Here is an 11,800-nt window from a genome sequence, read left to right on the forward strand (position 1 = left end):
GCCTCAAGAGGCCTAAGAACCTACCGTCACCGTGAACCGGCGCGGGTTGCCGTCATGGGCCGCGCCGGACACGTCGGGTTCGCCGTCCGGGCGTACGTCGTCGTACGGGAAGGTATAGCCGATGGGCGAGTTGGCGTGCACGACACGCGCCCAGTGGTTGGTGGTCGTGGCGTTGTAGTAGTCGGCCGCCGTCGCCCCGTTCGGCTGGGAGGCGTGGGTGAGCATGATCGAGCGGTTGAAGCCGGCGGCCAGGCGGGCGAGGAGGCCCTTCTTGTCGTCGGGGTCGCCCGGGTTGTTGGCGAACGGGCCGTGGTTGCAGGTGAAGATGTCCTTCGACGTGGGCTTGGCGAAGGTGTGGCCGCCGTTGAAGGTGAGGGTGTCGCCGCTGACCCGTCCGGTGAACACGCCCCGCCCGCCCTGGAGGTCGATCTTGAGGTCGGTCGTGCGGTACTTCTCCCACATCTGGTCGATGTAGCTGTTCCAGACGTCGCGGAACGGCATCTCGGCGGGACGGTCGAAGTAGGGGGCCATCAGGTTCTGCGGGGAGATCACCCGGAGTACGTCGCCGCCGCTGTCCCGGATGACGAGCTTGTCCCAGGGCTGTCCGTCCTTCGCCGCCTGCGCCGCGAGGCCCGAGGCGATCTTGTCCACGGCGCCGTCGGGCAGCGGGGCCACGGTGTGTGTGGCGTCGCCCTCCAGGGTCAGGCCGATCGGCAGGGCGGTCACCAGGTCGACGTAGCTGATGTTGGCGAAGAGCTGCTGGGAGTTGAACGTGAACTCGCAGAACGACCAGGTCTTGCCGTAGTTCGCGTCGGTGGGCGTGGCGAAGGCCGGTTCCACCAGCCCAGGTCCCGGGTTGAGGAAGAAGTCGAGCGTGTCGTCGCGTACGAAGTAGACGCGCGCGCCGTACATCTGAGGAAGCGTCAGCACCTTGGGCGCGGAACCGGCGGCACCGAGCGGGATGGCGCAGTCGACGGGCAACGGGGTCTGCGGTGCCGAGGGCGACTCGGGCCGGTAGACACTGCCGTCGGCCCGCAGCAGCATCCAGTTGCCGGTGGACTGCTCGTGTCCCGTGACGTACGCACGGACCGTGCCCGGCAACGAGGCGTTCTTCAGGGCGAGTTCGCAGGTGGCGGGGGCCGCCTCGGCGCCCGGGCTGAGAGCGCTTCCCCAGGCGGGGTAGCTTGCGGTGGCGCCCAAGGCCGCGGCTCCGGTCAGGAACGATCGACGTGAAATCACGGAGAGCCTCCTGAGGTGTGGGGGAGTGCAGGTGGGCCGATGCGCTGTGGGGGATCGCATCGGCCCCTGCGGCGCACCACTGTCCTCAGGGGGAGACGAGGCGTCAAGGGTTATGGCTGAGAGCGCTCTCGAAATCTTTCTTCCGTTCACAAGATGACGATGAAAGGCCGGACCTCAGGGAGTGAGGCCCGGCCTTGACTCAGCTCTGCTGCGCTTCGCTCTTGATGATCGCGAAGCGCGCCCCACCAGGGTCGGCGAGCTTGGCGAGCCGGCCCACTCCCGGCATGCTCATGGCGGGCATCCGGATCGTTCCGCCCAGCTCCTCGGCCTTGGCGACGACGGAGTCGGGATCCGTGACCTCGAAGTACGGCAGCCAGTACGCACCCGCCGCCTCCTCCACGGGGTCGTCGGCCAGCGGGACGAGCCCGCCGAACATGTCCTCCTCCTTGGTGCCCCCGGGGTTGACGCAGGTGTATGTGCCACCGGGGAACGGCACCGCCGAAGTCTCCAGGCCCAGCACGGAGTTGTAGAACGCGGCCGCCGCGGCGATGTCCGGTGTGTAGAGCTCGACCCAGCGCAGGGAGCCCGGGGCGCCCGTCACGTCGAGGCCCTTGATCGTGCCCGGTTGCCAGATGCCGAAGGCCACGCCCGCGTTGTCGCTGAAGATGGCCAGCCGGCCCCGGTCCATGACGTCGTCGGGTGGCATGAGCACGCTGCCCCCGGCCTGCTCGACCGCCTTGGCCGTGGCGTCGGCGTCCGGGCTCTGGAAGTACACGTTCCAGGACGGCGGGCCCTGCTCCGGGGTGGTCTGCATGCCGGCCGCGGCGGTCTTCCCTCCCAGCTGGAAGAACCCGTAGCCGCCGGAATCGGGGCCCGCCGACTGGAACTCCCAGCCGAAGAGCGCGTTGTAGAAGGACGCGGCATCTTCGATGTCGCGCGTGCCGAGGTCGACCCAGTTGGGGGCGCCGGTGACAAAACGGGTGGTGAGCATGATGCCCTCCTCCTTGAGGGTTCCCGTTGCCTGCAGTGCCGAGTCTTGCACCGCCCACCGACAACCGCCGCCGGAGCGCTGCCGCGCGGTGACGGGTGGTTGGTTACTCTCTGTGGTTGCGTGGGAGGCGTGCGGTGTGGGAGGGCGCGCCGCCGTGCGCGACGCGGCGGGATCGACCATCATCGGCGGGTCGGTCTTCCTCAGGGGCTCTCCGGGGCCCTCGGGCGGGAGCCCGTTGATCGGACGTTGATCGAACGTTTTTCGCTGCCCGGCACCATCTCCGCCATGCACATCGAAAGCATCGCCGCGCCCGACCTCTCCTGGCAGGAGCAGGCGCTGTGCGCGCAGACCGGGGCCGACTTCTTCTTTCCCGAACCGGGCAGCTCGGTGCGCGAGGCGAAGCGCATCTGCGGCCTGTGCGAGATGCGCTCCGCATGTCTTGAATACGCGCTCACGCATGACGAGCGGTTCGGGGTCTGGGGCGGACTGTCCGAGAAGGAGCGGCTCAGCCTCCGGCAGACGCAGCGGCAGTGACCGCCGACCGCCCCTGACCCACGCGCCGCGCTGTCAGTCGTACGCGACCGTGAACTGCCTCGTCCCGGCCGGAACGTGCACGTCGTGCCCCGTCAGCGGCAGCTGCCGACCGCCGGCGGACGCCGCCCGTACGCGGCCGAACCGGCACGGATAGACGAACCGCACCCCCTGAGGCGCCTGCGTGATGTCGACCGTCACCGTCCGACCGCCCGGATCGTGGGTGAGCCGGTACCCGAACGGCTCCCCGAAGAGCGTCGGCGCCGCGTCCACCGCGACGGGGTCGCCCTCCGTCACCCAGTGCGGGCGTACCCCCGGTGCGATGTACACATGCGGGTCACGGTCCTCGTCGGCCTCGAAGAAGAGGATGTCGCGGATCAGCAGCAGGTACTCGGCGGCCGCCCAGCCGTGCGGGATGTCGCCCATGTACCAGCGCGCATAGGGGACTTCGGCGAAGTCCGAGGCGATCGGGAACGCGTGCTGCTCGTTCCAGGCGCCCAGCGCGGCAACCCGGCCCGCCGTCTGCGGGAAGCCCGCGCCGACCGTCCAGCCCAGCAGCGCGTCCATCCGGGCGGGATCGCCCGCCAGCAGGTACGCGTGCGCCAACTGAAGGGTCAGATAGGGCCCGTACGCGTTCCAGGCCGCTTCGTGCCGGTAGCCCCCGGTCACGAAGTGCGCGCACATCGTGTCGAGCGTGAAGCGTGCCGCCCGGTCGATGTCCTCGCCGAGTTTGCTGCCCATGTGCAGACGCAGCGGGTGGAAGTACGCGGCCGTCCCGATCATCGTCGAGTCGAGTCGTCCGACGTCGGCGGGCCCGGTCGGGATGTACGTCTCCCAGGCGCCGCGGGCGCGCTGCTCGCCCAGCACCCAGCGGATCGAGTCGGCGGTCGCCCGCTTCAGGTCGTCGAAGGCGGCCCAGAGTTCGGGCACTTCGGGGGCGCCGATACGTTCCGCGAGACGGGCTGCCTCGTACAGTCCGGCGATGCCCCAGAGGTCGTCCCAGTAGTGCGGCTTGTCGCGCTCGCCGAGGTGTTCGGCGCTCCAGCCGCTGTGCAGCAGACCGTGTCCGTCACGGTTGTCGCGCAGCCAGCGGGCGGCGTCCCGCACGTAGGGGACGTACAACTTCGCACCGAACGACGCCCCTTGACCGCTGGTGCGGTCGTAGCGGCCGATCGCCCACAGCGCCTGCCCGTTGCTGTCCCACTCGCGGTCGTCCTTCTCGTGCGGGCCGCCGTAGAAGCCGTACTCGGCGCATGGCCCGATGCGGCCCGTGCCCCGGTTGAATTTCAGCGGGTAGTGCGTGCCCAGCTGGTGCTCGGCCAGGGCCGAATCGCCGACCAGGGAACAGGCCGTGGCCTCCACCGACGAGTCGCGGATCCAGAACGAGTCGTAGACGGTCGGGCCCGGATGGATCTCGCCGTGGTCGGAGAGGATCAGCAACTGCGAGCGTGCCTGCCGGAAGAGGTCCGTCAGATGTCCGACGGGCCGGGGCAGTTGGGGCTGGACTCCCTGCCCAAGCAGCTTCGCCGTCCAGAAGTCCCGGTTGGCGGACTCCAGTTCGTCGGCGGGAGTCGCTTTCAGTTCGGCCAGATCGGCGGAGCCGCCGTAGAGGTCGACCGGCAGCCGTACGTCGATCTCGAAGACCTGGTCCTGCGCGACCCGGAACGGCCAGGCGAACACCGCGCTGCACAAGCCGGCCACCTGGTCCTGCGCCTCCAGCGCCCCGTTGAGCTTCCCACCCGTCACCAGGTCGTGGAACGCGCTGTGCGTCAGATACGAGTCCGGGTCGAAGGAGAAGTCCGCGTTGCCGTACACGCCGTACTGCTCGGGCGGGGTGTCGAAGACGGGGCCCCAGCCCGAGTTGGTCTCCACGCGCTGTTCGTCCGGCAGATGGCGCAGAAACGTCAGGCGACGGTCGGTGATCTGGCGTCCGTTGCGGTCGTGCCGCTGGAACCCGCTGGGGCCCGCCGGCATGACCGCCGCACACAGCAGCCCCTCGCGCGGCTGCCCCGTCAGGCTCCTCACCGTCACCCGTGTGACGGCCAGGTCCCGCTGCCGCGCGCCGACGGCCGTGGCGAAGGTGCGCTGCACGAACTCGACGCCTTCCGTTGTACGGAACGTCGTCAGGACCACCGGCAGATGCGGCGCCTCCATACGCTGCTCGACACTTCCGCCGTCCGGCAGCTGGGGCAGTCGCAGTACGCCGGTCGCCGGATCGTGGAGGAAGAACGACAGACAGTACTTGTCGTAGACGGGCTCGACCTCGCCCGCCTGACCGACCAAGGACTCCTGGCGATGGTCCTTGACACCGACCATGTGCCAGTAGCGGTACAGGGCGTTGGAGGCGAATGCCGCCTCCTTCGAGTCGTACGTGAAGGCGTCGAAGTCGTCGCTCCAGCGCCGAAAGGCCTGCTGCGCCCACCAGGGGACGGGATACGGCACCCGCGCCCGCCCCGCCCAGCCGCGCCACATGACCTCGTAGAACATCCACTCATGGGTCTGGGCCATGATGCTCACCCCCTGCGAGCACCGTTGCACCACGACGGCGAGTCGTAAATCGGTACGACGGGCCCGCGGGGCGCGCGTCTACGCCCCTGAATCCCCGGGTTCGCATTTCGGCTGAGGGCCGCCCGTGGCTGGTCGCGCAGTTACCCGCGCCCCTGAAGGGGCGCGTCCCCACCTGCCGACAGCGGAGCGCTCACGCGCCGGCGGCCCGCGCCGCCATCCGCGCCTTGCGCGCGGCAAGCTTCTCGTCGAACTTCAGGGCCTCCGCGTCGAGCCCGCCCATGAACATGCCGAGCTCCTCCTGGGCCTGGAGGCCTTCCGCGCCCAGTCCGTCCATCTCCAGGACCTTGAGGTGGCGCAGGACCGGCTGGAGTACGTCGTCGTGGTGGATGCGCATGTTGTAGACCTCGCCGATCGCCATCTGCGCGGCGGCGCGCTCGAAGCCGGGCATGCCGTGGCCCGGCATCCGGAAGTTGACGACGACGTCCCGGACGGCCTGCATCGTGAGGTCGGGGGCGAGCTCGAACGCGGCCTTCAGCAGGTTCCGGTAGAAGACCATGTGCAGGTTCTCGTCGGTCGCGATACGCGCCAGCATCCGGTCGCAGACCGGGTCACCGGACTGGTGCCCAGTGTTGCGGTGCGAGATGCGGGTCGCCAGCTCCTGGAAGGCCACGTACGCGACGGAGTGCAGCATCGAGTGGCGGTTGTCCGACTCGAAGCCCTCGCTCATGTGCGCCATGCGGAAGGCTTCCAGCTTGTCGGGGTCGACCGCGCGGGAGGCGAGCAGATAGTCGCGCATCACGATGCCGTGCCGTCCCTCCTCCGCCGTCCACCGGTGCACCCAGGTGCCCCAGGCGCCGTCGCGCCCGAAGAGCGAGGCGATCTCGTGGTGGTAGCTGGGGAGGTTGTCCTCGGTGAGGAGATTGACGACCAGCGCGATCCGGCCGATCTCGGTGACCTTGGACTGCTCCTTCTCCCAGGCCTCGCCGTCCTCGAAGAGTCCGGGGAAGTTACGGGCGTCGGACCAGGGCACGTACTCGTGCGGCATCCAGTCCTTGGCGACCTTCAGGTGGCGGTTGAGTTCTGTCTCGACCACTTCTTCCAATGCGTACAGCAACCGTGCGTCGGTCCAGACGGCGGACGGGCTGCCGAGGTGGGCGGAAGTGATCGTCACGGATGCTCCATGGGGACGTACGAGCGAAAGGACAGAACCTACGGCATCGTAGGCTACGAGACCGTAGGTTACGACACCGTAGGTTAAGCGCGCGATAAGGATCCCCGGCCTGCGCGGTCTTCACCCGGAAGCCGGGCCAACTCATCCACAGGACAGACTCGCAGGTCCCAGGCCGAATGGACGCCCTGGGTCGGCGGTTCAGGCGTACAGGTCCCGCAGCCGGACCGAGAGGCACGTCACACAGCCCTCGAGCTTCTCGAACTCGCTGATGTCCACGAGGACGGGTTCGTGGCCGAGGTCGGCGAACAGCTCGGCGGTCTTGGGCGCGCTGGCCGCCATCAGCAGTTTGCCGCCGCCCAGATGGACGACATGCGAGCCGGACTCCTCCGGCACCGACAGGAAGCGCGGGAACAGCGACGGTGTGTCCACGAGCGGCTCGTGCCCGACGACCGTGCCGTCGGGCAGTGCGGTGACCGCCGACTTCAGGTGCAGCACCTTGCTCACCGGTACGGCGACGACGCGGGCGCCGAGCGGTTCGAAGGCGGCCCGCAGTTGCTGGACGCCGGCGGCGTTGGTGCGCCCGCCGCGACCCACGTACACGGTGTCGCCGATCTTCAGGACGTCGCCGCCCTCCAGGGTGCCCGGCTCCCACACCCAGTTCACCGAGCAGCCGAGCCGGGCCACGGCCTCCTCCACCCCGGTGGTCTCGCCGCGACGCGACGGGGCGCCCGGGCGCGCTATCAGCGCCACGTTGCGGAAGACGACCACCGTGTCCTCCACGAACACCGAGTCCGGGCAGTCGTCGGCCGCTTCCACCTCGACGGTCTCCCAGCCGTGCGCGCGCAGCGCCTCGGCGTACGCCTCCCACTGCCGCATCGCGAGCTCGGCGTCGACCGGCTGCCGCTCGATGTGCGTGACGAGGCCATCGGCCAGGCGGGGGCCGGGCCGGCGGATGAGGGCCTTCTGGCTGGGCACGTGCGGGTCTCCGTATCGCGGGGGACGGCAGAGGGCGTAGGCGCTCATCATGCAGCGCGCGCCCCATCTGACAACAGTCCCCGTCATCGGCCCCGAGGCGTCGGGCCTCGGGGCCGGACGCCGACGACGTCCCTCGACGTCAGGCGCCGATGGCATCGGGCGCCGGCGTGATCCCCCGCGCCCGTCGGGCCCGCGTGACTCAAGCCGCAGCGAGCATCCACCGCCGAACGCCCCAACGCCCGCCGCCCCCCGCCACTCAAGCCGCGGTGACGCACGACGTCCAGGTTGTGCTGGACCACCAGGACGGTGTTGCCCTCCTCGACCAGCCGGTCGAGGAGGGCGAGCAGTCCGTCGACGTCCGACGTCTGCAGACCGGTCGTCGACTCGTCGAGGACGTACACCGCGCCGCTCCGGTGCAGCCGGGTCGCGAGCTTGATGCGCTGCCGTTCCCCGCCGGAGAGCGTCGACAGGGGCCGGCCGAGCGTCAGATGGGTGCGCCCCACGTCCCGCAGGGCGCACAGGCGGCGGCGCACGCCCTTGTCCGTTGAAGCGCCGGCCGTCGCAGGGCATGTAGTACGACACCCCGGTGAAGACCGTGAGCCGGTCCTTCGGGATGCGCAGGGTGACGTCCTGGGGGTTGTTCCCACGGGCTCGGGTGAGGGTGATGAATTCGGGCGTGCATCCGACGCTAGGCGGGATACCCGACAGCTTCTGGCGTGATTTCCTTGAGTTCTCCTTCCATCAGCAGCCAGCGCGTGATCCCGATCGACTCCAGGAACGGCACGTCGTGGCTGGCCACGATCAGCGTGCCCTCGTACGACTCCAGAGCCGTGGTGAGCTGCCGCACGCTCGCCATGTCGAGGTTGTTCGTCGGCTCGTCGAGCATCAGCAGCTGCGGTGCGGGCTCGGCCAGCATCAGCGCGGCCAGGGCCGCCCGGAAACGCTCGCCGCCGGAGAGTGTCGCCGCCCGCTGGTCCGCCCGCGCCCCCTTGAACAGGAAGCGGGCGAGACGGGCCCGGACCCGGTTCTTGGTGGCACCGGGAGCGAACCGGGCCACGTTCTCGGCGACGGTCAGCTCGTCGTCGAGCACGTCGAGCCGCTGTGGCAGAAAGCGCAGCGGGACATGCGCCCGCGCCTCGCCGCAGACGGCGTCGAGCTCCCCGGCGATCGTGCGCAGGAGCGTGGTCTTGCCCGCTCCGTTGCGGCCGATCAGCGCAATGCGCTCGGGTCCGCGCAGCTCGAACGAGCCGGCCACGCGCGCTCCGTACGCCAACTCCAGTTCCTGGAGCGTGAGTACGGTGCGGCCGGGCGGCACGGACGTGTACGGCAGGTCGACGCGGATCTCGTCGTCGTCCCGCACGGCGTCGACCGCCTCGTCGAGACGCTCCTTGGCCTCGGCGAGCTTCTCCTCATGCATGATGCGGTGCTTGCCGGCGGACTCCTGGGCGGTGCGCTTCCGCACCTTCATCACGGCCCGTGGCTCGCGCTTGTTGTCGTACATCTTGTTGCCGTAGCGCACCCGCTTGGCCAACTTCGTGTGCGCCTCCACGAGTTCGCGCTTCTGTTTCTTCAGATCGGCCTCGGCGACCCGCACCATCCGCTCCGCCGCCTCCTGCTCGGCGTCAAGGGTCTCCTCGTACGCCGAGTAGTTGCCGCCGTACCACGTCACCTCGCCGGAGCGCAGATCGGCGATCTGGTCGACCAGTTCGAGGAGTTCACGGTCGTGGCTGACCACGACCATCACTCCTGACCAGGCCTCGACGGCGGAGTAGAGCCGCCGACGGGCGTACAGGTCGAGGTTGTTGGTGGGTTCGTCCAACAGGAGAACATCGGGGCGGCGCAGCAGCAGTGCGGCCAGGCGCAGCAGGACCGACTCGCCGCCCGAGACCTCGCCGATGGTGCGGTCCAACTCGATGTGGCCGAGCCCGAGTTCGCCGAGCGCCGCGAGGGCGCGCTCCTCGACGTCCCAGTCGTCGCCGACGACGTCGAAGTGCTCCTCGGACACATCGCCCGCCTCGATGGCGTGCAGTGCCGCCCGCTTGGCGGCGATGTCGAGGGCCTCGTCGACCCGCAGTCCGGTGTCGAGGGCGACGTTCTGCGGGAGGTAACCGATCTCGCCCGCGACGCGGACGGTGCCGTCGGCCGGCGTGAGCTCACCGGAGATGAGCTTCAACAGGGTTGATTTCCCTGACCCGTTGACGCCGACGAGCCCGGTCCTGCCGGGGCCGAAGGCCACCTGCAGATCGTCGAAGACGGACGTGCCGTCCGGCCAGGCGAAGCTCAGGGAGGTGCAGGTGATGGAGGTGGGAAAGGTAGACATGGGGCCTCGCGGTTGCTTGATGCGGTCATTGGCAACGCGTATCGAGACACCGGGGCGCCGGAAGCGACGACGGCGGAGGGAACGGCCGGGGTCCTGGGGACTGGGCTCGAAATGGCCTGGCCTGAAGAAGAGGCGAGGCCTGAGGAGTTGCCCTGCTCCGGAGAACGGCTCGTGTGCCGAGGTCGCACGCGGCGCACACACGCAGCGGTGTGTGACGCGGTGTCTCAGGACCTCAGACGAGCAACGTCCTTCTCCAATCGACGGCAACAGGACCGCTGTACACCGTAGGAGGGGGTCTGGCCGCTGTCAACGAATTAACGTGAGCAGCGACCTCGACCACGCGAAAGAGGCTGCCGGACCGGTTCGCGCACATCCCGAGAGGCTCGCGATCCCCGCCGCAGCCCCGAAGCACCTCCGAAGCCCCCCAGCCCCTGCGAATGCCCCTCCGAAAGCCAATAGTGCGATCGGGTCAGCAGGTACCCCGTAGCAGTTCGTCGAGCCCGTGATCCAGGTCGTGGTGCAGATGCTCCAGACCGATGGGCACCAGCTCTGCCGTGCTCTCCAGGAAGCGCCGGAGATCGCCCGCGAGGACGTGCACCACGGCGGTTCCCTCGGGGGCGTGGAACTCGAGGACGATGCGGTCGAATCCGTACGGCCGCACCCGTACGTCGCCCTGGCCCACCGGCTCCTCCAGACCCGAGGAGAGCAGCTCACGGGCGAAGGTCCAGCACACATCCACCCCTTCGAGCGTGGATGGGGCCGGGAAGGCCATGCGGACGGCGAACGGTTCGCGCGGGTCGTAGTGGAGCGTTGCGGGAATGCTCGGCATCCGCGGCGCGGCGGCGACGAGACGGGCCTCTACGGGCTGCTCGATGACGGTGGACAACGCCTTGCTCCCTTGTGACGGCGGGACGAACGGTGGACGTATGAGGCTGGGCACTTGAAGAGACGACAGAATCGGCGTTTGCGTGCTCCTGAAGGCACACGGAGTTCGAGTGACCTCTGTCACCGCCTTCAATCACCCGAGTGAAGGTCGTTGCCTTCCGGGGCATCTGGACGCCATTGAGGGAGTGGGTTAGCTTCGCCCGCTATGAGGGGCTTGGGGAAGACGCGACAGAAGAGACTTACGAGGCACGCGAGGCAGACCGAAACGAGGAGTTGGCGTACGAGGAGTTGGCTTACGGGGACGTGGCTTACGGGCAGTTGGCGTACGAGGCGCATGGCGGCCTTAGCCGTGTGCGGCCTCGCGCTCGCCACCGTGCCGACAGCGCCCGCGCAGGCACAGGGACCGGACGGACGGCCGCCGCACTGGGAGCTCAAGGACAGCGGCACGGACGTACGCTTCCGCGGACTCTCCGCCGTCAGCCGGAACACCGCCTGGCTGGCAGGCTCGAAGGGCACCGTGCTGCGCACCTCCGACGGCGGCGCGAGCTGGCGGAACGTCTCACCTCCCGGCAGCGGCGCGCTGGAATTCCGCGACATCGAGGCGATCGACGCCCGGCGTGCCGTGGTGCTGGCCATCGGCGAGGGCGAGGCCTCGCGGCTCTTGCGGACCGACGACGGGGGCAAGACCTGGACCGAGTCCTTCCGCAACACCGACGCGAGAGCCTTCTACGACTGCCTCACCTTCTTCGACCGGCGCCACGGCCTGGCGATGAGCGACCCGGTGGACGGCAGGTTCCGCATCCTGTCGACCAGCGACGGCGGCCGTTCCTGGAAGGTGCTGCCGGGCGACGGGATGCCCGCGGCGCAGGAGGGCGAGGCGGGCTTCGCGGCCAGTGGGCAGTGCCTGGTCAGCTCGGGGCCACGCGATGTGTGGCTGGCCACGGGTGGGGCGGTACACGCGCGCGTGCTGCACTCCGCCGACCGCGGCCTGACCTGGACCGCCACCGACACGCCGATTCCCGCGGGCGACCCGGCGCGCGGTGTCTTCGCCCTCGCCTTCCGCGACCGTGCGCACGGCATCGCGGTCGGCGGCGACTACCGGGCCGACCAGGCGTCACCGCGGGCGGCCGCGGTGACCGGCGACGGCGGCCGCACCTGGGGGCCGGCTGCGCAGCCGCCG

At 69.5% G+C, this 11,800-nt stretch carries 9 protein-coding genes and 1 pseudogene; 2 read left to right on the top strand and 8 right to left on the bottom strand.

What is annotated here, in order from left to right:
- Nucleotides 1–12: 12 nt before the first annotated feature.
- Nucleotides 13–1,239 (bottom strand): glycoside hydrolase family 64 protein, encoded by a 1,227-nt coding sequence (locus FE633_RS19255; protein ID WP_138046402.1) that lies wholly within the window; start codon nt 1,237–1,239, stop codon nt 13–15.
- A gap of 199 nt (nt 1,240–1,438) precedes the next feature.
- Nucleotides 1,439–2,230 (bottom strand): VOC family protein, encoded by a 792-nt coding sequence (locus tag FE633_RS19260; RefSeq protein ID WP_138046403.1) that lies wholly within the window; start codon nt 2,228–2,230, stop codon nt 1,439–1,441.
- A gap of 285 nt (nt 2,231–2,515) precedes the next feature.
- Here FE633_RS19260 and FE633_RS19265 point away from each other — a divergent pair, with 285 nt between their 5' ends.
- Nucleotides 2,516–2,764, top strand: coding sequence for a WhiB family transcriptional regulator (locus FE633_RS19265; RefSeq protein ID WP_171060024.1), 249 nt, complete (start codon nt 2,516–2,518; stop codon nt 2,762–2,764).
- Nucleotides 2,765–2,797: 33 nt separating this feature from the next.
- On the opposite strand, the gene FE633_RS19270 is transcribed toward FE633_RS19265, so the two are convergent.
- The 6 genes and pseudogenes from FE633_RS19270 to ssgD form a co-directional block, all read right to left on the bottom strand.
- A complete protein-coding gene (locus tag FE633_RS19270) occupies nt 2,798–5,269 on the bottom strand; it encodes a glucosidase family protein (RefSeq protein WP_138046404.1) in 2,472 nt (823 codons plus the stop codon).
- Nucleotides 5,270–5,459: 190 nt separating this feature from the next.
- A complete protein-coding gene (locus tag FE633_RS19275; protein WP_138046405.1) occupies nt 5,460–6,440 on the bottom strand; it encodes an acyl-ACP desaturase in 981 nt (326 codons plus the stop codon).
- Between the two features lie 198 nt (nt 6,441–6,638).
- Nucleotides 6,639–7,415 (bottom strand): dimethylargininase, encoded by a 777-nt coding sequence (ddaH, locus tag FE633_RS19280; RefSeq protein ID WP_138046406.1) that lies wholly within the window; start codon nt 7,413–7,415, stop codon nt 6,639–6,641.
- A 269-nt stretch (nt 7,416–7,684) separates the two neighbouring features.
- Nucleotides 7,685–7,960 (bottom strand): annotated as a pseudogene (locus tag FE633_RS19285) (ATP-binding cassette domain-containing protein); the annotation flags it as partial.
- A 143-nt stretch (nt 7,961–8,103) separates the two neighbouring features.
- Nucleotides 8,104–9,735, bottom strand: coding sequence for an ABC-F family ATP-binding cassette domain-containing protein (locus FE633_RS19290; RefSeq protein WP_138046407.1), 1,632 nt, complete (start codon nt 9,733–9,735; stop codon nt 8,104–8,106).
- Nucleotides 9,736–10,204: 469 nt separating this feature from the next.
- Entirely contained in the window at nt 10,205–10,621 is a 417-nt protein-coding gene (ssgD, locus tag FE633_RS19300) for a spore wall synthesis regulator SsgD (protein ID WP_138046409.1), read from the bottom strand.
- A gap of 333 nt (nt 10,622–10,954) precedes the next feature.
- Here ssgD and FE633_RS19305 point away from each other — a divergent pair.
- Nucleotides 10,955–11,800, top strand: an 846-nt coding sequence (locus FE633_RS19305; protein ID WP_138046410.1) for a WD40/YVTN/BNR-like repeat-containing protein, incomplete at its 3' end; no start/stop codon positions are given.

The sequence above is a fragment of the Streptomyces montanus genome, from assembly GCF_005786655.1.
Lineage (GTDB): Bacteria > Actinomycetota > Actinomycetes > Streptomycetales > Streptomycetaceae > Streptomyces > Streptomyces sporangiiformans.

Bases quoted from the DNA above. Each gene is read 5' to 3' on its own strand.
- FE633_RS19270 (WP_138046404.1), bottom strand. From the start codon at position 5,269: ATGGCCCAGACCCATGAGTGGATGTTCTACGAGGTCATGTGGCGCGGC.
- FE633_RS19260 (WP_138046403.1), bottom strand. From the start codon at position 2,230: ATGCTCACCACCCGTTTTGTCACCGGCGCCCCCAACTGGGTCGACCTC.
- FE633_RS19265 (WP_171060024.1), top strand. From the start codon at position 2,516: ATGCACATCGAAAGCATCGCCGCGCCCGACCTCTCCTGGCAGGAGCAG.
- FE633_RS19290 (WP_138046407.1), bottom strand. From the start codon at position 9,735: ATGTCTACCTTTCCCACCTCCATCACCTGCACCTCCCTGAGCTTCGCC.